The sequence below is a fragment of the Pseudomonas sp. MWU12-2345 genome (genome assembly GCF_023242385.1).
GTDB lineage: Bacteria > Pseudomonadota > Gammaproteobacteria > Pseudomonadales > Pseudomonadaceae > Aquipseudomonas > Aquipseudomonas gingeri_D.
Window position 1 is genome coordinate 329,773 of record NZ_JALLJA010000002.1, and the last position, 22,405, is coordinate 352,177.

Consider the following 22,405-nt stretch of genomic DNA (forward strand, 5'->3'; position numbering starts at 1 on the left):
TTACGATTTCCGCTAAACTTCCCGGCCCTGCTGAACGAACCCCATCATGCGCGTCGCTGACTTTACTTTCGAGCTCCCCGATTCCCTGATCGCTCGCCATCCCCTGGCCGAGCGACGCCTCAGTCGCCTGCTGACCCTCGACGGCCCCAGCGGCGCTCTCGCACACCGTCAATTTACTGATTTGCTTGAGCATTTACGCCCAGGCGATCTGATGGTGTTCAACAATACCCGGGTCATTCCGGCCCGCCTGTTCGGCCAGAAAGCCTCCGGCGGCAAGTTGGAAATCCTCGTGGAACGGGTCCTCGATACCCACCGCGTGCTGGCCCATGTGCGCTCCAGCAAGTCGCCGAAACCCGGCTCGAAGATCCTGATCGATGGCGGCGGCGAAGCCGAGATGCTCGCCCGCCACGACACGCTCTTCGAACTGGGCTTCGCCGAAGAAGTGCTGCCGCTGCTGGAACGCGTCGGCCATATGCCGTTGCCTCCTTATATAGACCGTCCCGACGAAGGCGCCGACCGCGAGCGCTATCAGACCGTCTATGCCGAACGCCTCGGCGCCGTGGCCGCGCCCACCGCCGGGCTGCATTTCGATCAGCCGCTGCTGGATGCCATCGCCGCCAAGGGCGTTGAACGCGCTTTCGTCACCCTGCACGTCGGCGCCGGGACCTTCCAGCCGGTTCGCGTGGAGCGTCTTGAAGACCACCACATGCACCATGAATGGCTGGAAGTCAGCCAGGAAGTGGTCGACGCCGTCGCCGCCTGCCGCGCGCGCGGCGGCCGGGTGATCGCCGTGGGCACCACCAGCGTCCGTTCGCTGGAAAGCGCTGCCCGCGATGGCGTGCTCAAGCCGTTCAGCGGCGACACCGACATCTTTATCTTCCCTGGGCGTCCCTTCCATGTGGTCGACGCCCTGGTGACCAATTTCCACCTGCCCGAATCCACGCTGCTGATGCTGGTTTCGGCCTTCGCCGGTTACCCCGAGACCATGGCCGCCTACAAGGCCGCCGTGGACAACGGCTACCGCTTCTTCAGCTACGGTGATGCGATGTTCATCACCCGCAACCCGGCGCCTGCCGCACCCAAGGATCGGGCCCCAGAGGACCAAGCATGAGTCGCACCTGTCGTATGTCGTTCGAGCTACTCGCCACTGATGGCAAGGCGCGTCGCGGTCGCCTGACCTTCCCCCGCGGTACCGTCGAAACCCCGGCCTTCATGCCCGTGGGCACCTACGGCACGGTCAAGGGCATGCTGCCTCGGGATATCGTCGCCACCGGCGCCGAAATCATCCTCGGCAACACCTTCCATCTGTGGCTGCGTCCCGGCACCGAGGTGATCAAGGCCCACGGCGACCTGCACGATTTCATGCAGTGGAAAGGCCCGATCCTCACCGACTCCGGTGGTTTCCAGGTGTTCAGCCTGGGCGCCATGCGCAAGATCAAGGAGGAGGGCGTGACCTTCGCCTCGCCGGTCGACGGCGCCAAGGTCTTCATGGGCCCGGAAGAGTCGATGCAGGTCCAGCGCGACCTGGGCTCGGACATCGTGATGATTTTCGACGAGTGCACCCCGTACCCGGCTGACGAAGACGTCGCCCGTGTGTCCATGGAGCTGTCGCTGCGTTGGGCCCAGCGCTCGAAAAACGCCCACGGCGAAAACACCGCCGCGTTGTTCGGCATCGTCCAGGGCGGCATGCACGAAAGCCTGCGCAAGCGCTCCCTCGAAGGCCTCGACCAGATCGGCTTCGACGGCCTGGCCATCGGCGGCCTGTCGGTGGGCGAGCCCAAGCACGAAATGATCAAGGTGCTGGATTACCTGCCCGGCCTGATGCCTGCTGACAAACCTCGTTACCTTATGGGCGTTGGCAAGCCGGAAGATCTGGTGGAGGGTGTGCGCCGCGGGGTGGACATGTTCGATTGCGTGATGCCAACCCGTAATGCCCGCAATGGGCACCTGTTCATCGATACCGGCGTGCTGAAGATCCGCAACGCGTTCCATCGCCATGATGAATCGCCGCTGGATCCGACCTGCGATTGCTACACCTGCCAGAACTTCTCCCGTGCTTATCTGCATCATTTGGACAAGTGCGGCGAAATGCTGGGGAGCATGTTGAATACGATCCACAATTTGCGCCATTACCAGCGCCTGATGGCTGGTTTGCGCGAGGCTATTCAACAGGGTACATTGGCCGCCTTTGTCGATGCCTTCTACGCCAAACGCGGGCTTCCCGTACCGCCTTTGGACTGAATTTTTCAGAATTGAATGATTGCAACTGGAGTGCTAAATGAGCTTTTTCATCTCTAACGCGTTCGCCGACGGCGCCGCGCCTGCTGCTGCAGGCCCGATGGGCGGTGGTTTCGAATGGATCTTCCTGGTCGGCTTCCTGGTCATCTTCTACCTGATGATCTGGCGTCCGCAGGCCAAGCGCGCCAAGGAGCAGAAGAACCTGCTGGGCAACCTGGCCAAGGGTGACGAAGTGGTCACTACCGGCGGTATCGCCGGCAAGATCACCAAAGTGAGCGACGATTTCGTGGTTCTGGAAGTCTCCGACACCGTCGAAATGAAGTTTCAGAAGGGTGCCATCGCGGCCACTCTGCCTAAAGGCACGCTGAAAGCGATCTAGGTTTCAACTCTTAACAATCGACGGGGCGCGCAAGGCGCCCCGCGTCATAAGCGGGCGGCGTGATGCTGAACAAATACCCTCTGTGGAAATACCTACTGATCCTGGCGGTGCTGGCGGTCGGTTTTATTTATTCCGCTCCCAATCTCTATCCAGACGATCCGGCGATCCAGGTCAGCGGCGCAAGCACTGCACTGCAGGTCACCCAGGCCGATCTGGACCGCGTGAGCCAGGCGCTTACCGACGCCAAGATCACCGTCAAGGGCGCCACGCTGGCTGCCGGCGGCAAGGGCGGCCTGATTCGTCTGACCAGGCAGGAAGACCAACTGCCGGCCAAGGACGTGGTGCGTAAAGCCCTCGGCGACGACTATGTCGTGGCCCTGAACCTGGCGCAGACCACACCACAATGGTTGCGCAGCCTTGGCGCGCACCCGATGAAGCTGGGTCTGGACTTGTCCGGTGGTGTGCACTTCCTGCTGGAAGTGGACATGGAAAAAGCCGTCGACGCCCGCCTGAAAGTCTATGACGGCGACGTCAAGAGCCTGTTGCGCAAGGAGCGTGTGCGTTATCGCACCCTGCCACCGTTCAATGGCGCCATCCAGTTGGGCTTTGCTGACGCGGATACCCGTGAACAGGCCCGTGCGCTGATTCGCAAGAACTTCAACGATTTCGACATTGTAACGGCCGACCTCGGCGAGCAGCCGGTACTGCGTCTGGCGATGACCCCGGCCAAGCTGGCGGAAATCCGCGAATACTCCATCAAGCAGAACTTGACCACGGTCCGTAACCGCGTCAACGAGCTGGGTGTGGCCGAGCCGCTGGTGCAACGTCAGGGTGCCAACCGCATCGTGGTCGAACTGCCAGGCGTACAGGACACGGCTGAAGCCAAGCGGATCCTCGGCAAGACCGCCAACCTGGAGTTCCGTCTGGCCGCTGATGCGGGTGCTTCGAAGGCCACTTCCGAAGAGTTCGAGTTCCGTGAAGGCAATCGTCCTCCGGCGCAGATCGAGCGTGGCCTGATCATCACCGGTGACCAGGTGACCGATGCCAAGGCCGGCTTCGACGAGCACGGTCGTCCGCAGGTGAACATCAAGCTTGATGGTCACGGTGGCGAACTGATGAGCCGCGCGACCCGCAGCAACGTCGGTCGCAGCATGGCGGTGATCTTCATCGAGCAGAAGCCGATCACCACCTACACCAAGCAGGTTGTGAACGGCGTCGAGAAAGACGTGCCGGTGCAGAGCTTCAAGGAAGAGAAGAAGATCATCAGCCTGGCGACCATCCAGTCGCCGCTGGGCAGTCAGTTCCGCATCACCGGCCTGAACGGCCAGGGCGAGTCCTCGGAGTTGGCGCTGCTGCTGCGTGCCGGTGGTCTGGCCGCACCGATGTACTTCGCTGAAGAACGTACCATCGGTCCAAGCCTGGGTGCCGACAACATCACCAAGGGTATCGATGCGTCGCTGTGGGGCATGCTGTTCGTCTCGCTGTTCATCATCGCCATCTACCGCTTCTTCGGCATCATCGCCACCGTGGCCCTGGCCTTCAACATGGTCGCCTTGCTGGCGCTGATGTCCCTGCTGGGGGCAACCCTGACCCTGCCGGGTATCGCCGGTATCGTCCTGACCATGGGGATGGCGGTGGACGCCAACGTGCTGATCTTCTCGCGGATACGTGAAGAGATCGCCGCGGGAATGACGGTGCAGCGAGCGATCAACGAAGGCTTTGGTCGTGCGTTCACGGCGATTATCGACGCCAACCTGACCACGCTGTTGGTGGGCGGCATCCTCTTTGCCATGGGCACCGGCCCGGTCAAAGGTTTTGCGGTGACCATGTCCCTCGGGATCTTTACCTCGATGTTCACGGCCATTCTGGTGACCCGCGCGATGGTCAACCTGATCTTCGGCGGTCGTGACTTCAAGAAGTTGTGGATTTAAGGGGCTGCCATGTTACGTACTATCAACTTCATGGGTGTTCGCAACGTTGCGTTCGGCTTCACCCTGTTTCTCACCGCATTGGCCTTGTTCAGCTGCTTCCACAAGGGGTTGAACTACGGCCTGGACTTCACCGGCGGTACGCTCATCGAGCTGACCTACGAGCATGCGGCGGATGTCTCCAAAGTGCGCGAGCAACTGAACGAGTCCGGTTATCACGAGGCGATCGTGCAGAGTTTTGGCGCGACCACCGACCTGCTGGTGCGGATGCCGGGTGCGGACCCGCAGCTGGGCCATCAGGTGGCCGAGGCGCTGCAGAAGGTCGGCGGCGATAACCCGGCGCAGATCAAGCGCGTCGAGTTCGTCGGCCCGCAGGTGGGTGAAGAGTTGCGCGACCAGGGCGGCCTCGGCATGCTCATGGCGCTGGGCGGCGTATTGATCTACCTGGCGTTCCGCTTCCAGTGGAAGTTTGCGGTGGGCGCCATCGTCTCGCTGGTGCACGACGTGGTGGTGACAGTGGGTATCCTCTCGTTCTTCCAGGTCACCTTTGACCTGACGGTGCTGGCGGCGGTACTGGCGATCATCGGTTACTCGCTCAATGACACCATCGTGGTCTTCGACCGGGTGCGTGAGAACTTCCGTGTGCTGCGCAAGGCTACTCTGATCGAGAACATCAACGTCTCGACCACCCAGACCCTGCTGCGGACCATGGCGACGTCGATCTCCACCTTGCTGGCGATTTCCGCGCTGCTGTTCTTCGGCGGCGATAACCTGTTCGGTTTCTCCATCGCCCTGTTTGTCGGGGTGTTGGCGGGTACCTACTCGTCGATCTACATCGCCAACGTGGTGCTGATCTGGCTGAACCTGAACAGCGAGGACTTGATTCCTCCGGCCAATACCCAGAAGGAAGTTGACGACCGTCCTTGACGGAAATCTTTCTTCGGGCTGTTTGCTGATAAAGGCGCGAGTGTTGAACTCGCGCCTTTTTTTGTACTCCAAAGCCATAGAGAAGAGTGGGCACCGATCCACTTGTGATGGTCAGGAGGTTCACGTGAACAAGTCGTTGCTGGTGGGTGCGGTATTGGGTGCTGTCGGTGTCACTGCCGGAGGTGCTGTTGCCACCTACAGCCTGGTGAAAAGCGGCCCTGAGTATGCGCAAGTATTGGCGGTAGAGCCGGTCAAGACCCAGATCAAGACCCCGCGTCAGGTCTGTGAAGACGTCGCGGTGACCCGACAGAAGCCAGTCCAGGATGAGCATCGCCTGGCCGGTACCGCACTGGGTGCGGTCGGCGGTGGTCTGCTTGGCAGCCTGGTCGGCGGCGGTCGCGGCAAGACCCTGGCCACCGTGGTCGGTGCGGTCGGCGGCGGTTATGCCGGTAACAAGGTGCAGGAGGGCATGCAGGAGCGTGACACCTACACCACGACCCAGAAACGCTGCAACACGGTCAATGATGTCAGCGACAAGGTGGTCGGCTACGACGTGCGTTATCAGTTGGGCGGCAAGGAAGGCAAGATCCGGATGGACCGTGATCCGGGCAACCAGATCCCGGTGGACAAGGACGGTCATCTGGTCCTGAGTCAGAACCAGGGTCAGCCAGCTCCGCAGCCGGGCCAGTAACGGCTACTGTTGTAGGGACATAAAAAATGCCCCGTATCGCAAGATACGGGGCATTTTTGTGTCCGGCGAAAGCTTAGCGCTTCAGCGAAGCCGGCAGGTGCGGCTGGATCGCCGTCAGTACGGCCTTGAAGCACTTGGTGTTACCGGCAACGATATGGCCTTTTTCCAGGAAATCGTGACCGCCGGTGAAGTCGCTCACCAGGCCGCCGGCTTCCTGGATCAGCAGGGCGCCTGCCGCCATGTCCCACTCGGACAGGCCCGATTCCCAGAACGCATCGAAACGACCGGCGGCCACATAGGCCAGGTCCAGGCTCGCGGCACCGGCGCGGCGGATGCCGGCGGTCTGGCCGACCAGGGCGCGGAACATGCCCAGGTAGTTGTCCAGGTTGTCCATCTGGTCGTCACGGAACGGGAAGCCGGTACCCAGCAGGGCGCCGTCCAGGCTGGTGCGACCGCTGACGCGCAGGCGACGGCCATTGAGCTGGGCGCCACGGCCACGGGAGGCGGTGAATTCTTCCTGGCGAACCGGGTCGAGGACCACGGCGTGTTCCAGTCGACCACGGTATTTGCAGGCGATGCTGACCGCGAAGTGCGGGATGCCACGCAGGAAGTTGGTGGTGCCATCCAGTGGGTCGATGATCCACAGGTATTCTTCGCCTTCGCCGCTGCCGGCGTGGAAGCCGGTTTCTTCGCCACGAATGGCGTGGGTCGGATAGGCCTTGCGCAGCGCGTCGATAATTTTCTGCTCGGCGGCGCGATCCACTTCGGACACATAGTCCTTGGCGTCTTTTTCGTCGACCTTGATGGTATCCAGGCGCTCGATGGAGCGGAAAATCAATTCACTGGCGCTGCGGGCGGCGCGCAGCGCGATATTCAGCATGGGCTGCATGGACGTTTCACCTAGAGTGTTAAAGAAAGCCGAACATTCTACCAGAAAAGTCCCGGGGGAGAAGGACGACGTTGGCGCTCGTGGCGCAATCCCCAGTGCTTCTGTAAGATTTGCTCCCCTTCGCCGAGTCTGAGAGTGTCTCTCGTGCTGCAAAATATTCGTGTTGTCCTGGTCAATACCAGTCATCCGGGCAATATCGGCGGGGCCGCGCGGGCCATGAAGAACATGGGGCTGTCGCGCCTGGTGCTGGTGGAGCCGCGGATCTTTCCGTCCGCTGAAGCCGATGCACGGGCTTCCGGTGCTACCGATATCCTTGAAAACGCGCAAGTCGTCACCACCTTGGAAGACGCATTGGTCGGTTGCAACCTGGTGTTTGGTACCAGTGCTCGCGATCGGCGGATTCCGTGGCCGTTGCTCGATCCCCGTGAATCCGGGTTGAAGGTGGTCGAGGAGGCCGGGCAGGGCGCCGAGATCGCACTGGTGTTCGGTCGTGAAGATTCCGGCCTGACCAACGACGAGCTGCAGCGATGTCATTATCACGTACATATCCCGTCCGATCCGGACTTCAGTTCGCTCAACCTCGCCACGGCGGTGCAGGTGCTGAGCTATGAAGTGCGGATGTCCTGGCTGGCGGCCGTCGGGCAGCCGAGCAAGGTAGAGAAGCATGAAGTGGCGTCGACGCGCAGCGAAGAGCTGGCGACCATGGACGAGATGGAGCGGTTTTACGGCCATCTGGAACAGACCCTGGTGGCCATCGACTTCCTCGACCCCGAAAAACCGCGCCATTTGATGGCACGGTTGCGTCGCCTGTACGGGCGCAGTTCGGTCAGTCGCGCCGAGATGAATATTTTGCGGGGCATCCTCACGGAAACCGAAAAAGCGGCCCGGGGCGAGCTCCTTAAGCGGAAGGATCAGTGATGTTCGAGCGTTTGCGAGAAGATATCCAGAGCGTATTCCACCGTGATCCGGCGGCGCGTAATGCCTTCGAAGTGCTGACCTGCTACCCGGGCCTGCATGCCATCTGGCTGCATCGCCTGGGTCATGCCTTGTGGGGCATGGGCTGGAAGTGGCTGGCGCGGGTGGTGTCGAACTTCGGTCGTTGGCTGACCGGCATCGAGATCCACCCCGGGGCCAAGGTCGGGCGGCGGTTCTTTATCGACCATGGCATGGGCATTGTGATCGGCGAGACCGCCGAGATCGGCGATGACGTGACCATCTACCAGGGAGTGACCCTGGGCGGTACCAGTTGGAACAAGGGCAAGCGTCATCCGACTTTGGAGGATGGCGTGGTGGTGGGCGCCGGTGCCAAGGTGCTCGGGCCGTTTACCGTCGGTGCCGGGGCCAAGGTCGGGTCCAATGCGGTGGTGACCAAGGCGGTGCCGGCCGGTGCGACCGTAGTGGGGATTCCTGGGCGGATCATCATGAAGGCCGACGATCAGGTCGAAGCCAAGCGCAAGGCCATGGCGGAGAAGATTGGTTTCGATGCCTATGGCGTCAGCGAAGACATGCCGGACCCGGTGGCGCGGGCCATTGGCCAGTTGCTCGATCACTTGCAGGCGGTGGATGGTCGTCTGGAGGGTATGTGCGGGGCGCTGAAGGATCTGGGCAGCACCTATTGCGCCAAGGAGCTGCCGGAGTTGCAGTGTGATGGGTTTGTCGAGGTGAAGGCCAAGGCGGGTTGATCTTCGTTGGGGCTGCTGGCCTTTTCGCGGGCAAGCCCTGCTCCTACAGGTTTGTGTCGGACGCAAGATAAGTGCTCGACACCGGACTGTAGGAGCAGGGCTTGCCCGCGAAGAGGCCCTCACAGGTAGCAAAAATCCATCGGTCCAGCGCAATGCCATTACGCCCCAGACTTTGCTACAATTTGCGCGCGCTTTTCGCGGTAAACCCGACTAAAGCACTAGGTCTTATAGTTGACTTAAATACTCGGGAATAGCATACTCTTCCCCATACCGATCCCGTAACTCCGTGGTACCTGTCCATGCGACTGACTACAAAAGGCCGATACGCCGTGACCGCCATGCTCGACCTGGCGTTGCACGCGCAACGCGGGCCGGTGTCTCTGGCCGATATCTCCGAGCGCCAAGGCATCTCCCTGTCCTACCTCGAACAGCTTTTCGCCAAGTTGCGCCGCAGCAACCTAGTGTCCAGTGTGCGCGGTCCCGGCGGCGGCTACCAGCTGTCGCGTGACATGCAGGGGATCCAGGTCGCTCAGGTGATCGATGCCGTGAACGAATCGGTCGACGCCACCAAATGCCAGGGGCTGGGCGATTGCCATGGCGGCGATACCTGCCTGACCCACCATCTGTGGTGCGACCTCAGCCTGCAGATCCACGAATTTCTCAGCGGTATCAGCTTGGCGGACCTTGTCACTCGCCGTGAAGTGCAAGAAGTCGCCCAGCGTCAGGATCAGCGCCGCGGTAATAGCAGGGCGCTACACCTGGACAAGATCGAAGCGTCCACCGTCGAATGACAGCCAAAGAGCCAACGGTGCGCCAGCCAGCCTGATTTAGGAGAGTATCCATGAAATTGCCGATTTACCTTGATTACTCAGCGACTACCCCGGTTGATCCGCGTGTCGCGCAAAAAATGAGTGAATGCCTGCTGGTCGACGGAAACTTCGGTAACCCGGCGTCCCGTTCTCACGTGTTCGGCTGGAAAGCCGAAGAGTCCGTGGAAAACGCCCGTCGCCAGGTGGCCGACCTGGTCAATGCCGACCCGCGTGAAATCGTCTGGACCTCCGGTGCCACCGAGTCCGACAACCTGGCGATCAAGGGGGTTGCGCATTTCTACGGCACCAAGGGCAAGCACCTGATCACCAGCAAGATCGAACACAAGGCGGTCCTCGACACCATGCGCCAACTGGAGCGCGAAGGTTTCGAAGTCACCTACATCGAGCCTCGTGAAGATGGCCTGATCACTCCGGCCATGGTTGAAGCCGCCCTGCGCGACGACACCATCCTGGTCTCGATCATGCACGTGAACAACGAGATCGGCACCGTCAACGACATCGCCGCCATCGGCGAGCTGACCCGCTCCCGTGGCGTGCTGTTCCACGTCGATGCCGCTCAGTCCACCGGCAAGGTCGATATCGACCTGCAGAAGCTGAAAGTCGACCTGATGTCCTTCTCGGCCCACAAGACCTACGGCCCTAAAGGCATCGGCGCGCTGTACGTCAGCCGCAAGCCGCGTGTTCGCCTCGAAGCGACCATGCACGGCGGCGGTCACGAGCGCGGCATGCGTTCCGGTACCCTGGCGACCCACCAGATCGTCGGCATGGGCGAAGCGTTCCGCGTGGCCAAGGAAGACATGGCTGCCGAGAACCTGCGCATCAAAGCCTTGAGCGACCGCTTCTACAAGCAGGTCGAGCATCTGGAAGAGCTGTACATCAACGGCAGCATGACCGCCCGTGTACCGCACAACCTGAACCTGAGCTTCAACTACGTCGAAGGCGAGTCGCTGATCATGGCGCTCAAGGATCTCGCGGTTTCCTCCGGTTCCGCTTGTACCTCGGCTTCGCTGGAGCCTTCGTACGTATTGCGCGCCCTGGGCCGCAACGACGAACTGGCGCACAGCTCGATCCGCTTCACCTTCGGTCGCTTCACCACCGAAGAAGAAATCGATTATGCCGCGCAGAAAGTCTGCGAGGCCGTCACCAAGCTGCGCGCTCTGTCGCCGCTGTGGGACATGTTCAAAGACGGCGTCGATATCTCGAAGATCGAGTGGGCGGCACACTAAATAAAGAAGCCGCCACATACAGGTCCTGTAGCGACGCGGCAATCAACGGCTGACGTAACGACAGGACCGAGAGCGGCCCTGATGAGTGAGGATTAAGTACCATGGCTTACAGCGAAAAGGTCATCGACCACTACGAAAACCCGCGTAACGTCGGCAAGATGGACGCCGAAGACCCGGATGTCGGCACCGGCATGGTCGGCGCTCCGGCGTGCGGCGACGTGATGCGCCTGCAGATCAAGGTCAACGAGCAAGGCATCATCGAAGACGCCAAGTTCAAGACCTACGGTTGCGGTTCGGCTATCGCCTCCAGCTCCCTGGCTACCGAGTGGATGAAAGGCAAGACTCTGGATGAAGCAGAGACCATCAAGAACACTCAGCTGGCTGAAGAACTGGCCCTGCCGCCAGTGAAGATCCACTGCTCGGTCCTCGCCGAAGACGCCATCAAGGCCGCCGTTCGCGATTACAAGCAGAAGAAAGGCCTGATCTAAACGATCTGGCGTTCAAGCGATTAGTAAGGAGTCACCGATGGCTATCAGCATGACAGAAGCGGCTGCTCGACACGTGCGACGCTCCCTTGACGGGCGCGGCAAAGGTGAAGGGATTCGTCTGGGTGTTCGCACCACGGGCTGTTCCGGCCTTGCCTATGTGCTGGAGTTCGTCGACGAAGTGGTGGCGGAAGATCAGGTGTTCGAGAGTCACGGCGAAAAAGTGATCATCGACCCGAAAAGCCTCACCTACCTGGACGGCACCGAGCTCGATTTCGTCAAGGAAGGGTTGAACGAAGGCTTCAAGTTCAACAACCCCAACGTGCGCGGTGAATGTGGCTGCGGCGAAAGCTTCAACATCTGAGGCTTCTTGTTGTGGGTACTCCTTGTCATTTCGCTTTATTCGAGTTGCAGCCGAGCTTTACGCTGGATCTCGAACAGTTGGCCGCGCGCTATCGAGAACTGGCGCGCGGTGTGCACCCGGACCGCTTTGCCGACGCTTCCGAGCGTGAGCAACGCCTGGCCCTGGAGCAGTCCGCCAGCCTCAACGAGGCCTACCAGACCCTCAAGAGTCCTCCCAAGCGCGCGCGCTACCTGCTCGCCATGGGCGGTCGCGAGTTGCCGCTGGAGGTCACGGTGCACGACCCCGATTTCCTTATGCAGCAGATGCAATGGCGCGAGGAGCTCGAGGAGTTGCAGGACGAAGCGAACCTGCCCGGTATCGCCACGTTCAAGCGCCGCTTGAAAGTCGCCCAGGATCAATTGAACGACAGCTTCGCAGCTTGTTGGAACGATGCCGCGCAACGCGAACAGGCCGAACGCCTGATGCGGCGCATGCAGTTTCTCGACAAGCTCACCTACGAAGTGCGCCAGTTAGAAGAGCGCCTCGACGATTAACCCAGTGCCGCCTCGGTCGCACGCCTGATATTCAGATAAGTCCAGATAACGATGGCCCTACTGCAGATCGCCGAACCCGGCCAGAGTCCTCAACCGCACCAGCGTCGCCTGGCTGTGGGGATCGACTTGGGCACTACCAATTCGCTGGTCGCTGCATTGCGCAGTGGTCTTTCCGAGCCGTTGCCCGATGCCGACGGGCAGGTGATCCTGCCGTCCGCGGTGCGCTATCACGCCGACCGCGTTGAAGTCGGCCAGTCGGCCAAGTTGGCTGCCGCCGGTGATCCGCTCAATACCGTGATGTCGGTGAAGCGCCTGATGGGCCGTGGCCTGGCGGACGTCAAGCAACTGGGCGAACAACTGCCTTACCGCTTTGTCGGCGGCGAGTCGCACATGCCGTTCATCGATACCGTGCAGGGCCCGAAAAGCCCGGTGGAAGTGTCCGCCGAGATCCTCAAGGTGCTGCGTCTGCGCGCCGAGGCAAGCCTGGGCGGCGAACTGGTGGGCGCGGTGATCACCGTGCCGGCTTATTTCGACGAGCCCCAGCGCCAGGCAACCAAGGACGCGGCACGGCTGGCCGGACTCAACGTGCTGCGCCTGCTCAATGAGCCGACGGCGGCGGCGGTGGCTTACGGTCTGGATCAGAACGCCGAAGGCGTGGTTGCCATCTATGACCTGGGCGGCGGTACTTTCGATATTTCGATCCTGCGCCTGACCCGTGGTGTCTTCGAGGTACTGGCCACCGGTGGCGACAGCGCCCTGGGTGGCGATGACTTCGACCATGCGATTGCCGGCTGGATCATCGAGCAGGCAGGGTTGTCCGCCGATCTCGATCCGGGTGCGCAGCGTCATCTGCTGCAAACCGCTTGCGCCGCCAAGGAAGCCCTGACCGATGCGACTTCGGTCGAGGTGGTCTATGGCGACTGGCGTGCGGCCTTGAGCCGTGAGGTCTTCGATGCGCTGATCGAGCCCATGGTTGCGCGCAGCCTCAAGGCTTGCCGACGCGCCGTGCGTGACTCGAACGTGGAGCTCGACGAGGTCCAGGCCGTGGTCATGGTCGGCGGCTCGACCCGTGTGCCGCGTGTTCGCGAGGCGGTCGCCGAAATGTTCGGCCGTCAGCCGTTGACCGAGATCGACCCGGATCAGGTGGTGGCCATTGGTGCCGCGATCCAGGCCGATACCCTGGCCGGCAACAAGCGCGATGGCGGCGAATTGCTGCTGCTGGACGTGATTCCGTTGTCCCTGGGGTTGGAGACCATGGGCGGCCTGATGGAGAAGGTGATTCCGCGTAACACCACCATCCCGGTCGCCCGCGCCCAGGACTTCACTACTTATAAAGACGGCCAGTCGGCCATGATGATTCACGTGCTGCAAGGCGAGCGTGAATTGATCAGTGACTGCCGTTCCCTGGCGCGTTTCGAACTGCGCGGCATTCCGGCCATGGTCGCGGGTGCGGCGAAGATCCGCGTGACCTTCCAGGTCGATGCCGACGGTCTGCTCGATGTCTCGGCCCGCGAACTGGGTTCGGGCGTCGAGGCGAGCATCCAGGTCAAGCCGTCCTACGGCCTGACCGACGGCGAAATCGCCAGGATGCTCAAGGATTCGTTCCAGTATGCCGGTGACGACAAGGTCGCTCGCGTGCTGCGCGAGCAGCAGGTCGATGCCCAGCGCCTGGTCGAAGCCGTGCAAGCGGCTTTGGAGGCCGATGGCGAACGCTTGCTGGATGCCGATGAGCGCATGGTCATCGACCTGCAGGTGCAGGAACTGACCGAACTGATGAAAGGCACCGATGGTTACGCCATCGAGCAGCAGACCAAGCGTCTGTCGCAAGTGACCGATGCTTTTGCTGCCCGCCGCCTGGATTCGACGGTGAAAGCCGCGCTGGCGGGGCGCAACCTGAATGAGATTGGGGAATAACGATGCCGCAGGTGATTTTTCTGCCTCACGAGAAGTTTTGTCCTGAGGGCTTGGTCGTGGAGGCAGAAACGGGGATCTCGATCCTCGAATTGGCCCATGAGCACCATATTGAAATGGAAAGTGCCTGTGGCGGTGTCTGCGCCTGCACCACTTGCCATTGCCTGATTCGCGAAGGTTTCGACTCGCTGGAAGAGGCCGATGAGCTGGAAGAGGACTACCTTGACAAGGCTTGGGGGCTGGAAGCCCAGTCGCGCCTGGCCTGTCAGGCCAAAGTCGGGACCGAGGACCTGACCGTCGAGATTCCGAAGTACTCGCTCAACCACGCCGCCGAAGCGCCGCATTGATTCAAGGAATTATCATGAGTCTGAAATGGGTTGATGTGCTGGAGATCGCAATTCAACTGGCTGAAAGCAAGCCGGAAGTCGATCCAATGTCGGTCAACTTCGTCGATCTACGCAAGTGGGTGATGGAATTGCCCGAGTTCGACGACAAGCCTGAGCACTGCGGCGAGAAGATTCTGGAGGCCATTCAGGCCCAGTGGATCGAAGAACGCGACTGAGCAGCGCGGCAGGTTAGGCAATACTTGGGAACCCGCGTATAATTCGCGGGTTTAATTTTTGGCAAATCACTGTTTCTGGAGTTACACCATGGCTGTTCAACGCACTTTCTCCATCATCAAGCCTGACGCCGTTGCAAAAAACGTGATCGGCAAGATCGTTTCCCGTTTCGAAGACGCCGGCCTGCGCGTTGTTGCTTCGAAAATGAAGCAACTGTCCAAAGCCGAAGCCGAAGGCTTCTACGCTGAGCACAGCGCTCGTGGTTTCTTCGGCGACCTGGTTGCCTTCATGATCTCCGGCCCGGTTGTTGTCCAGGTTCTGGAAGGCGAAAACGCTATCGCTCTGAACCGTGAGCTGATGGGCGCTACCAACCCTAAAGAAGCCGCTGCCGGCACCATCCGTGCTGACTTCGCTGACTCCATCGACGCCAACGCTGTACACGGTTCGGACTCCGAAGCCGCTGCCGCTCGCGAAATCTCGTACTTCTTCGCAGCTACCGAAGTAACCGCTCGCTAAGCAAAGGCTTTCGAGTGAGGGTGAATCCATGACTGTATCAATCGGCAAAATAAACCTGTTGGGTCTGACTCAGCCGGAAATGGAAAAATTCTTCGACTCAATCGGGGAGAAGCGTTTCCGTGCCGGTCAGGTCATGAAGTGGATTCACCACTTTGGCGTCGATGATTTCGACGCCATGACGAACGTCAGCAAGGCCTTGCGTGAAAAGCTCAAGACTGTTGCTGAAGTACGCGGTCCTGAAGTCGTCAGCGAGGACATTTCCACCGACGGCACCCGTAAATGGGTGGTGCGCGTGGCGTCCGGCAGCTGCGTCGAGACCGTCTACATTCCCCAGGGCAAACGTGGCACCTTGTGCGTTTCGTCCCAGGCGGGCTGTGCCCTGGACTGCAGTTTCTGCTCCACCGGCAAGCAAGGCTTCAACAGCAACCTCACCGCCGCCGAAGTCATCGGCCAGGTGTGGATTGCCAACAAATCCTTTGGCAGCGTCCCGGCGACCGTCGACCGTGCCATCACCAACGTGGTGATGATGGGCATGGGTGAGCCGCTGCTGAACTTCGACAACGTCATCGCGGCCATGCACCTGATGATGGACGACCTGGGCTACGGCATCTCCAAGCGCCGCGTGACCCTGTCGACCTCCGGCGTGGTTCCGATGATCGACGTGCTCGCCGAGCACATCGACGTATCCCTGGCGCTGTCGCTGCACGCACCGAATGACGCATTGCGTAACCAATTGGTGCCGATCAACAAGAAGTATCCGCTTAAGATGTTGCTCGAGTCGTGCCGTCGCTACATGGCGACCCTCGGCGAGAAGCGCGTCCTGACCATCGAGTACACCCTGCTCAAGGATGTCAACGACCAGGTCGAGCATGCCGTCGAGATGATCGAGCTGCTCAAGGACACGCCGTGCAAGATCAACCTGATTCCGTTCAACCCGTTCCCGCATTCGGGCTACGAGCGCCCGAGCAACAATGCGATCCGGCGTTTCCAGGATCTGTTGCATCAGGCCGGCTATAACGTCACGGTACGCACCACCCGCGGTGAAGACATCGACGCGGCTTGTGGTCAACTGGTGGGGCAGGTGCTGGATCGCACCCGTCGCAGCGAACGCTACATTGCCGTACGTGAGCTGAGCGCCGATGCCGAAAGTGGGCAAAGCGCCGCGAACCGAAACTGAGAGAGGACCTCCATGACCCTGCGCGCTGCGCTCCTTGTCGTATTCGTCGGCCTGCTGGCCGGCTGCGTTTCAACGGGTAATGTCGACCCGCTGAGTACCAGCAAGGGGCGCGATGAAGCGCGCACGGCCTATGTGCAACTGGGCATCGGCTATCTGCAGCAAGGCCAGACCGAGCAGGCCAAGGTGCCGCTCAAGAAAGCCCTGGAGATGGACAGCTCCGATCCGGATGCCAACGGCGCCCTGGCGCTGGTGTTCCAGGCCGAAGGCGAAACGCAACTGGCCGAGGAGCATTTCCACAAGGCCCTGTCCTCGCGTCCGAACGATGCGCGCACGCTCAACAATTACGGCAGCTTCCTGTTCGAACTCAAGCGTTACAAGGACGCCTACGAGCGTTTTGAACAGGCCGCCAACGACAGCCTCTATACCGAACGTTCGCGGGTTTTCGAAAACCTCGGCCTGACGGCGCTGGCCCTTGGCCAGCGCGATCTGGCCCTGCAGCATTTCGACAAATCCCTGCGCCTGAACCGCCAACAGCCACGTGCTTTGCTGGAAATGGCTGAGTTGTCTTACGAAGACAGGCATTATGTGCCCGCACGCGATTATTACGCGCGCTTCAGCCTGCTGAGCGAGCAAAATGCACGTAGTCTATTGCTCGGTATCCGCCTGGCGAAAATCTACGAAGATCGTGACAAGGCCGCCAGTTACGGCTTGCAACTAAAACGACTCTATCCCGGTACGCCGGAATATCAGCAATACCTGTCGGAGCAAAGATGAAAGCGGCGCAACCCGAATTTGTAGCAGCGACTCGCGTCAACCCCGGTGAGACCCTGCGTCAGGCCCGCGAAAGCAATGGTTGGACGCTGGCCGAGGTGGCCGTGAAGCTCAACCTCACGGTGTCGTCCTTGAGCAACCTGGAAGCCGGTGCCTTCGACAAGCTGCCGGGGCATACCTTTGCCCGGGGTTATATCCGCGCCTACGCCAAGTTGCTCGGCATGGACCAGGCCGTCCTGGTCCAGCAGTTCGACCAGAGCACCGGCACCGATTCCCAGGGCAGCAGTGTCCAGGCCCTGGGGCGGATCGAAGAGCCTGTGCGGTTTTCCCACACCCTGTTGCGTATTGTCAGCCTGCTGTTGCTGATCGCCGTGATCGGCGGCGGCTTCGTCTGGTGGCAAGACCAGGCCAGCCTGCGCTCCAAGGATCAGGCGGCGGTCAATATGGAGCACGTCGAAGTCGAAAGCGCCGACGGCACCACGCAGATTCACCCGATCGACGAGCCGGAAGACCAGGCCGTGACCGAGAACCAGGCGGCCTCCGAGGCGCCGGCACCTGAAGGTGCGGCCGAGGCCCAGCCTGCGGCCCCGGCGGCTGCGGCCAGTACTCCGGCGACCCCGGCTGTGGTGCCTGTGCCGCATTCGGCGCAGACCCTGGTGGTGGCCCCGACGCAAGCCCCAGCCCCGGTGTCGACAGTCGCGCCAGGCGCTCCGGTCAGCGGTGCACCCGCTGCCGCCGAGCCCGTGGCCGGCGCTGGCCAGGTCCACCTGACCTTCGTCGCCGATTGCTGGACCCAGGTCACCGACGGCAACGGCAAGGTGCTGGTCAGCGGCCTCAAGCGCAAGGGCGAGAACCTTGAGCTCAGCGGCAAGCCGCCGTTTGCCGTGCGCCTGGGCTATGCCCGCGGTGCCCAGATCACATACAACGGTCAGCCGGTCGATATCGCCCCGTTCACCAGTGGCGAGACCGCTCGCCTGAAGCTAGGTCAATAAGTCATGCACGGCCAATCTCCTATCAAGCGTCGCGAGTCCCGTAAAATCTGGGTCGGCTCGGTACCCGTAGGCGGTGATGCACCGATCGCGGTGCAGAGCATGACCAACAGCGACACCAATGACGTCGCGGCCACCGTGGCGCAGATCAATCGCCTGGAAGCCGCGGGCGTCGATATCGTGCGCATTTCCGTGCCGGACATGGACGCCGCCGAGGCCTTCGGTCGGATCAAGCAGTTGGTCAAGGTACCGCTGGTCGCCGATATCCACTTCGACTACAAGATCGCCCTGCGCGTGGCCGAACTGGGTGTCGACTGCCTGCGGATCAACCCGGGCAATATCGGTCGCGAAGACCGCGTGCGCGCGGTGGTCGATGCCGCCCGGGATCGTGGTATCCCGATCCGCATCGGTGTCAACGCCGGTTCCCTGGAAAAAGACCTGCAGAAAAAGTACGGCGAGCCTACGCCAGAGGCCCTGGTGGAGTCTGCCCTGCGCCATGTCGAGCACCTGGAGCGCCTGAACTTCCAGGACTTCAAGGTCAGCGTAAAGGCTTCCGACGTGTTCATGGCGGTAGCCGCCTACCGCCTGCTGGCCAAGGAAATCGTCCAGCCGCTGCACCTTGGGATCACCGAAGCCGGTGGTTTGCGTTCAGGCACAGTGAAATCCGCCGTCGGCCTCGGTATGCTGCTGGCCGAAGGGATTGGCGATACTATTCGCATCTCGTTGGCGGCCGACCCGGTCGAGGAAGTGAAAGTCGGCTACGACATCCTCAAGTCCCTGCACCTGCGTTCCCGTGGCATCAACTTCATCGCCTGCCCGAGCTGCTCGCGGCAGAACTTCGATGTGGTCAAGACCATGAACGAGCTGGAAGGGCGCCTGGAAGATCTGCTGGTGCCGCTGGACGTGGCTGTGATCGGTTGTGTGGTCAACGGACCGGGTGAGGCCAAAGAGGCTCATATCGGCCTCACCGGTGGCACGCCGAACCTGATCTACATCGACGGCAAGCCGGCGCAGAAACTGACGAATGACAATCTGGTGGATGAGCTCGAAAGGCTGATCCGGCAGAAGGCGGCCGAAAAGGTCGAAGCCGACGCGGCGCTGATCGCCCGCGGCTGATCGAAGAATTTAAGGATATTTTGTGAGCAAGTCTTTGCAAGCCATTCGTGGCATGAACGACATCCTGCCCGAGCAGACGCCCCTGTGGCGCTATTTCGAGGGCACTGTCGCGCGTCTGCTGGATAACTACGGCTACAAGCAGATCCGCATGCCGATCGTCGAGTTCACCGAGCTGTTCAAACGCTCCATCGGTGAAGTGACCGACATCGTCGAAAAAGAGATGTACACCTTCGAGGACCGCAACGGCGATTCCCTGACCCTGCGTCCGGAAGGTACCGCGGCCTGCGTGCGCGCCGTGCTGGAACACGGCATCACCGGTGGTGGTCAGCCGCAGAAGCTCTGGTACATCGGCCCGATGTTCCGCCACGAGCGTCCGCAGAAAGGCCGTTATCGCCAGTTCCACCAGATCGGCTGCGAAGTCTTCAATATCGACGGCCCGGACATCGACGCCGAGCTGATCGTGCTGACCTGGCGCCTGTGGGGCCTGCTGGGCATCCGCGGCGCGGTCAAGCTCGAGCTCAACAGCCTGGGCACCAGCGAGTCCCGTGGCCGTTATCGCGAGGCCCTGGTGGAGTTCCTCAGCGCACGTCTCGAGCTGTTGGACGAAGACAGCCAGCGCCGCCTGAAGACCAACCCGCTGCGGGTGCTCGACACCAAGAACCCGGACACCCAGGCCGCGCTGGTGGATGCGCCGAAACTCGCCGATTACCTCGACGAGGAATCGCGCCTGCACTTCGAAGGCCTCAAGGCCCGTCTCGATGCGGCCGGTATCCCGTACGTGATCAATCCCAAGCTGGTGCGCGGGCTGGATTACTACAGCAAGACCGTTTTCGAATGGGTCACCGACCAGTTGGGCGCCCAGGGCACCGTCTGTGCCGGTGGTCGCTACGATGGCCTGGTGGAGCAGATGGGCGGCAAGCCGACTCCCGGCGTGGGTTTTGCCATGGGTATCGAGCGGTTGATCCTGCTGCTGGAAACCCTGGAGCAGGTCCCGGAAGAAATCGCCCGTCAGGTCGACGTCTACCTGTGCGCCTTCGGCGAGGCCGCGGAACTCGCGGCCCTGGCCCTGAGCGAGAAGGTCCGTGACCAGCTGCCGAACCTGCGTTTGCAGGTCAACGCCGGTGCCGGCAGCTTCAAGAGCCAGTTCAAGAAAGCTGACAAAAGCGGTGCGCTGTACGCCTTGATTCTCGGTGACGACGAATTGGCTCAGCAAGTGGTAGGTTTCAAACCCCTGCGTGGCCAGGGCGAGCAACAAAGCATTGCCTGGGAGGCTCTTTCCGAGCACTTGGCCACCTGCGTCGTGCAGGGTTGAAGCTGTAAAACAGCCGATTTAGAGAATAAGGAGTATTGGGGTGTCGAGTACCGAAGATGATCAGTTGGCGGAGTTGAAGGACTGGTGGCAGCGTAACGGCAAACCCTTGGTCACTGGCGGCTTGCTGGCCCTGGTGGTGGTGTTCGGCTGGCAGGCCTGGCACAAATACCAGAGCAACCAGGCGCAGGGCGCCTCGATGCTTTATCAGCAACTGCTGGAAACCACGCTGACGCCGGACGGCAAGCCCGACCCTGGACGTGTGGCGGACCTGGCCAACAAGCTCAACACCGATTTCGCCGGCAGCGCCTATGCGCAGTACGGCAGTCTGTTCGTAGCGAAAGTTGCGGTCGATACCGGTAAACTGGACGACGCCGCGCGTGAGCTGAAAGCCATTACCGACAAACCAGCCAACATCACCCTCGGCGAAGTCGCGCGTCAGCGCCTGGCCCAGGTGCTGGCGGCACAGAACAAAGTCGACGACGCACTGAAACTGCTCGATGGCGATGCTGACAAGGCGTTCCTGGCCAGTCGCGAAGAACTCAAGGGGGACCTGTTGGTTCAACTGGGTCGGACCGATGAAGCTCATGCCGCGTACCAAAAGGCCAAAGCGGCGCTGTCTGATGAAGCAGCGGTCGGTGGCTTACAAATCAAGCTGGACGACCTGGCCAAAGGGGATGCGTGACGTGATCCGTTGGAAACATGCAGCATTGCTGGCTCTGGCCATTCTGGCCGCGGGTTGCAGCAGCAACAGCAAGAAAGAACTGCCACCGGCCGAACTGACCTCCTTCAAGGAAGAAGTGGTTCTGCACAAAGAGTGGAGCCGTTCCATCGGTGACGGCCAGGGCAAGATCTACAACATGCTGGTGCCGGCGATTGACGGCGATACCATCTACGCGGCCGATGACACTGGCGTCGTGATCGCGATGGATCGCATGAACGGCGACGTGAAGTGGAAGAAAGACCTGGAAGTGCCGGTTTCCGGCGCCATCGGCGTCGGCTACGGCCTGGTGTTGATGGGCACCCTCAAGGGCGAAGTGATTGCCCTGGATGCCAGCAGCGGCGAGCAGAAGTGGCGCGCCCAGGTGACCAGCGAAGTGCTGGCTCCGCCGGCCACCAACGGTGACGTGGTGGTTGTGCAGACCCAGGACGACCGCGTGATCGGTCTCGATGCCGACACCGGCAACCAGCGCTGGTTGTACGACAGCACCCCGGCGGTTCTGACCCTGCGTGGCACCGGTGCGCCGATCGTGACCAACCACCTGGCGGTGGCGGGTCTGTCCAGCGGTAAGGTGGTCGCCCTGGATACCCATAGCGGCGTGCCGGCGTGGGAAACCCGCGTGGCCATTCCGCAAGGGCGTTCGGAGCTGGAGCGCATCGTCGACATCGACGGCGGCCTGCTGTTGTCCGGCGGCAACCTCTATGTCGCCAGCTACCAGGGCCGCATGGCGGCACTGGAGCTGGAAAGCGGTCGAGTGCTCTGGCAGCGTGATGCTTCCAGCTACTCGGGCGTTGCCCAGGGCTTCGGCAGTGTTTATGTCGCCTTGGCGTCCGGCACGGTTGAAGGCGTTGACGAACGTTCCACCACGGCGATCTGGAGCAATGACGCCCTGGCTCGTCGCCAGCTGTCGGCACCGGAAGTGTTCTCCAGCTACGTCGCGGTCGGCGACTTCGAAGGCTACCTGCACCTGCTGAGCCAGGTGGACGGTCGCTTCGTCGGTCGCGAGCGCATTGACAGCGACGGCCTGCGCGCACGTCCGCTGGTGATGGGTGACATGATTTACGTGTATGGCAACAGCGGCAAACTGGAAGCCCTGACCATCAAGTAAAGGTTTGACTATGCTTGGGGGTACCCCAACGCATCACTTGTAGGAGCGAGCTTGC

The 22,405-nt window shown here is 61.3% G+C and carries 25 protein-coding genes; 24 read left to right on the top strand and 1 reads right to left on the bottom strand.

Annotated elements, in window-relative coordinates:
- Nucleotides 1–46: 46 nt before the first annotated feature.
- From queA to M5C71_RS07860, 6 genes are all read left to right on the top strand, one after another.
- Nucleotides 47–1,111: a tRNA preQ1(34) S-adenosylmethionine ribosyltransferase-isomerase QueA gene (gene queA / locus M5C71_RS07835; protein WP_248767586.1), complete on the top strand. Its 1,065-nt coding sequence runs from the start codon at nt 47–49 to the stop codon at nt 1,109–1,111.
- A gap of 14 nt (nt 1,112–1,125) precedes the next feature.
- Nucleotides 1,126–2,241 carry a tRNA guanosine(34) transglycosylase Tgt gene (tgt, locus tag M5C71_RS07840; RefSeq protein WP_164886323.1) on the top strand — a complete coding sequence of 372 codons (1,116 nt, stop codon included), beginning with the start codon at nt 1,126–1,128 and terminating at the stop codon, nt 2,239–2,241.
- Nucleotides 2,242–2,278: 37 nt separating this feature from the next.
- Entirely contained in the window at nt 2,279–2,617 is a 339-nt protein-coding gene (gene yajC / locus M5C71_RS07845) for a preprotein translocase subunit YajC (RefSeq protein WP_100941399.1), read from the top strand.
- 62 nt (nt 2,618–2,679) lie between these two features.
- Nucleotides 2,680–4,548 (top strand): protein translocase subunit SecD, encoded by a 1,869-nt coding sequence (secD, locus tag M5C71_RS07850; RefSeq protein ID WP_103498554.1) that lies wholly within the window; start codon nt 2,680–2,682, stop codon nt 4,546–4,548.
- Nucleotides 4,549–4,557: 9 nt separating this feature from the next.
- Entirely contained in the window at nt 4,558–5,472 is a 915-nt protein-coding gene (gene secF / locus M5C71_RS07855) for a protein translocase subunit SecF (protein WP_103498553.1), read from the top strand.
- Between the two features lie 124 nt (nt 5,473–5,596).
- The gene (locus M5C71_RS07860; RefSeq protein WP_103498552.1) at nt 5,597–6,163 is read left to right on the top strand and encodes a glycine zipper 2TM domain-containing protein; all 567 of its coding nucleotides are present in this window, start codon (nt 5,597–5,599) and stop codon (nt 6,161–6,163) included.
- Between the two features lie 73 nt (nt 6,164–6,236).
- Here M5C71_RS07860 and suhB read toward each other — a convergent pair whose 3' ends face one another.
- Nucleotides 6,237–7,052 carry an inositol-phosphate phosphatase gene (suhB, locus tag M5C71_RS07865; RefSeq protein ID WP_152740973.1) on the bottom strand — a complete coding sequence of 272 codons (816 nt, stop codon included), beginning with the start codon at nt 7,050–7,052 and terminating at the stop codon, nt 6,237–6,239.
- Between the two features lie 144 nt (nt 7,053–7,196).
- Between suhB and trmJ the strand changes: the two genes are divergently transcribed.
- From trmJ to bamB, 18 genes are all read left to right on the top strand, one after another.
- Nucleotides 7,197–7,970 carry a tRNA (cytosine(32)/uridine(32)-2'-O)-methyltransferase TrmJ gene (gene trmJ, locus M5C71_RS07870; RefSeq protein ID WP_248767587.1) on the top strand — a complete coding sequence of 258 codons (774 nt, stop codon included), beginning with the start codon at nt 7,197–7,199 and terminating at the stop codon, nt 7,968–7,970.
- Nucleotides 7,970–8,734, top strand: a complete 765-nt coding sequence (cysE, locus tag M5C71_RS07875) for a serine O-acetyltransferase (RefSeq protein ID WP_248767588.1) — start codon at nt 7,970–7,972, stop codon at nt 8,732–8,734. Before trmJ ends, cysE begins: the two co-directional genes overlap by 1 nt.
- A gap of 299 nt (nt 8,735–9,033) precedes the next feature.
- Nucleotides 9,034–9,525, top strand: a complete 492-nt coding sequence (gene iscR / locus M5C71_RS07880) for a Fe-S cluster assembly transcriptional regulator IscR (RefSeq protein ID WP_103498549.1) — start codon at nt 9,034–9,036, stop codon at nt 9,523–9,525.
- A 50-nt stretch (nt 9,526–9,575) separates the two neighbouring features.
- A complete protein-coding gene (locus tag M5C71_RS07885; RefSeq protein ID WP_103498548.1) occupies nt 9,576–10,790 on the top strand; it encodes an IscS subfamily cysteine desulfurase in 1,215 nt (404 codons plus the stop codon).
- 101 nt (nt 10,791–10,891) lie between these two features.
- The gene (iscU, locus tag M5C71_RS07890; RefSeq protein ID WP_003443374.1) at nt 10,892–11,278 is read left to right on the top strand and encodes a Fe-S cluster assembly scaffold IscU; all 387 of its coding nucleotides are present in this window, start codon (nt 10,892–10,894) and stop codon (nt 11,276–11,278) included.
- A 37-nt stretch (nt 11,279–11,315) separates the two neighbouring features.
- Nucleotides 11,316–11,639 carry an iron-sulfur cluster assembly protein IscA gene (iscA, locus tag M5C71_RS07895; RefSeq protein ID WP_010565230.1) on the top strand — a complete coding sequence of 108 codons (324 nt, stop codon included), beginning with the start codon at nt 11,316–11,318 and terminating at the stop codon, nt 11,637–11,639.
- Between the two features lie 11 nt (nt 11,640–11,650).
- Complete coding sequence (gene hscB / locus M5C71_RS07900) at nt 11,651–12,172, top strand: co-chaperone HscB (RefSeq protein ID WP_103498547.1); 522 nt, start codon at nt 11,651–11,653, stop codon at nt 12,170–12,172.
- Between the two features lie 51 nt (nt 12,173–12,223).
- Entirely contained in the window at nt 12,224–14,086 is a 1,863-nt protein-coding gene (hscA, locus tag M5C71_RS07905; RefSeq protein WP_103498546.1) for a Fe-S protein assembly chaperone HscA, read from the top strand.
- A gap of 2 nt (nt 14,087–14,088) precedes the next feature.
- Nucleotides 14,089–14,430, top strand: a complete 342-nt coding sequence (gene fdx, locus M5C71_RS07910; RefSeq protein ID WP_103498545.1) for an ISC system 2Fe-2S type ferredoxin — start codon at nt 14,089–14,091, stop codon at nt 14,428–14,430.
- A gap of 14 nt (nt 14,431–14,444) precedes the next feature.
- Nucleotides 14,445–14,645 carry a Fe-S cluster assembly protein IscX gene (gene iscX / locus M5C71_RS07915; protein ID WP_103498544.1) on the top strand — a complete coding sequence of 67 codons (201 nt, stop codon included), beginning with the start codon at nt 14,445–14,447 and terminating at the stop codon, nt 14,643–14,645.
- Nucleotides 14,646–14,733: 88 nt separating this feature from the next.
- Nucleotides 14,734–15,159, top strand: coding sequence for a nucleoside-diphosphate kinase (ndk, locus tag M5C71_RS07920; protein ID WP_103498543.1), 426 nt, complete (start codon nt 14,734–14,736; stop codon nt 15,157–15,159).
- A 28-nt stretch (nt 15,160–15,187) separates the two neighbouring features.
- Nucleotides 15,188–16,336, top strand: coding sequence for a 23S rRNA (adenine(2503)-C(2))-methyltransferase RlmN (gene rlmN, locus M5C71_RS07925; protein WP_103498542.1), 1,149 nt, complete (start codon nt 15,188–15,190; stop codon nt 16,334–16,336).
- Nucleotides 16,337–16,348: 12 nt separating this feature from the next.
- Nucleotides 16,349–17,110 carry a type IV pilus biogenesis/stability protein PilW gene (gene pilW / locus M5C71_RS07930; RefSeq protein ID WP_103498541.1) on the top strand — a complete coding sequence of 254 codons (762 nt, stop codon included), beginning with the start codon at nt 16,349–16,351 and terminating at the stop codon, nt 17,108–17,110.
- Nucleotides 17,107–18,099, top strand: coding sequence for a RodZ family helix-turn-helix domain-containing protein (locus M5C71_RS07935; protein WP_248746314.1), 993 nt, complete (start codon nt 17,107–17,109; stop codon nt 18,097–18,099). The genes pilW and M5C71_RS07935 overlap by 4 nt, the downstream gene beginning before the upstream one ends.
- 3 nt (nt 18,100–18,102) lie before the next feature.
- Nucleotides 18,103–19,212, top strand: coding sequence for a flavodoxin-dependent (E)-4-hydroxy-3-methylbut-2-enyl-diphosphate synthase (ispG, locus tag M5C71_RS07940; protein ID WP_100943102.1), 1,110 nt, complete (start codon nt 18,103–18,105; stop codon nt 19,210–19,212).
- Nucleotides 19,213–19,234: 22 nt separating this feature from the next.
- Nucleotides 19,235–20,524: a histidine--tRNA ligase gene (gene hisS / locus M5C71_RS07945; RefSeq protein WP_103498539.1), complete on the top strand. Its 1,290-nt coding sequence runs from the start codon at nt 19,235–19,237 to the stop codon at nt 20,522–20,524.
- Between the two features lie 40 nt (nt 20,525–20,564).
- The gene (locus tag M5C71_RS07950; RefSeq protein ID WP_103498538.1) at nt 20,565–21,206 is read left to right on the top strand and encodes a tetratricopeptide repeat protein; all 642 of its coding nucleotides are present in this window, start codon (nt 20,565–20,567) and stop codon (nt 21,204–21,206) included.
- Nucleotides 21,199–22,350: an outer membrane protein assembly factor BamB gene (gene bamB / locus M5C71_RS07955; RefSeq protein WP_248767589.1), complete on the top strand. Its 1,152-nt coding sequence runs from the start codon at nt 21,199–21,201 to the stop codon at nt 22,348–22,350. Before M5C71_RS07950 ends, bamB begins: the two co-directional genes overlap by 8 nt.
- The last annotated feature ends 55 nt before the right edge of the window (nt 22,351–22,405 follow it).

Coding starts and splice junctions, on each gene's coding strand:
- queA (WP_248767586.1), top strand. CDS start 47: ATGCGCGTCGCTGACTTTACTTTCGAGCTCCCCGATTCCCTGATCGCT.
- tgt (WP_164886323.1), top strand. CDS start 1,126: ATGTCGTTCGAGCTACTCGCCACTGATGGCAAGGCGCGTCGCGGTCGC.
- yajC (WP_100941399.1), top strand. CDS start 2,279: ATGAGCTTTTTCATCTCTAACGCGTTCGCCGACGGCGCCGCGCCTGCT.
- secD (WP_103498554.1), top strand. CDS start 2,680: ATGCTGAACAAATACCCTCTGTGGAAATACCTACTGATCCTGGCGGTG.
- secF (WP_103498553.1), top strand. CDS start 4,558: ATGTTACGTACTATCAACTTCATGGGTGTTCGCAACGTTGCGTTCGGC.
- suhB (WP_152740973.1), bottom strand. CDS start 7,052: ATGCAGCCCATGCTGAATATCGCGCTGCGCGCCGCCCGCAGCGCCAGT.
- cysE (WP_248767588.1), top strand. CDS start 7,970: ATGTTCGAGCGTTTGCGAGAAGATATCCAGAGCGTATTCCACCGTGAT.
- iscR (WP_103498549.1), top strand. CDS start 9,034: ATGCGACTGACTACAAAAGGCCGATACGCCGTGACCGCCATGCTCGAC.
- M5C71_RS07885 (WP_103498548.1), top strand. CDS start 9,576: ATGAAATTGCCGATTTACCTTGATTACTCAGCGACTACCCCGGTTGAT.
- iscU (WP_003443374.1), top strand. CDS start 10,892: ATGGCTTACAGCGAAAAGGTCATCGACCACTACGAAAACCCGCGTAAC.
- iscA (WP_010565230.1), top strand. CDS start 11,316: ATGGCTATCAGCATGACAGAAGCGGCTGCTCGACACGTGCGACGCTCC.
- hscA (WP_103498546.1), top strand. CDS start 12,224: ATGGCCCTACTGCAGATCGCCGAACCCGGCCAGAGTCCTCAACCGCAC.
- fdx (WP_103498545.1), top strand. CDS start 14,089: ATGCCGCAGGTGATTTTTCTGCCTCACGAGAAGTTTTGTCCTGAGGGC.
- iscX (WP_103498544.1), top strand. CDS start 14,445: ATGAGTCTGAAATGGGTTGATGTGCTGGAGATCGCAATTCAACTGGCT.
- ndk (WP_103498543.1), top strand. CDS start 14,734: ATGGCTGTTCAACGCACTTTCTCCATCATCAAGCCTGACGCCGTTGCA.
- rlmN (WP_103498542.1), top strand. CDS start 15,188: ATGACTGTATCAATCGGCAAAATAAACCTGTTGGGTCTGACTCAGCCG.
- pilW (WP_103498541.1), top strand. CDS start 16,349: ATGACCCTGCGCGCTGCGCTCCTTGTCGTATTCGTCGGCCTGCTGGCC.
- M5C71_RS07935 (WP_248746314.1), top strand. CDS start 17,107: ATGAAAGCGGCGCAACCCGAATTTGTAGCAGCGACTCGCGTCAACCCC.
- ispG (WP_100943102.1), top strand. CDS start 18,103: ATGCACGGCCAATCTCCTATCAAGCGTCGCGAGTCCCGTAAAATCTGG.
- bamB (WP_248767589.1), top strand. CDS start 21,199: ATGCGTGACGTGATCCGTTGGAAACATGCAGCATTGCTGGCTCTGGCC.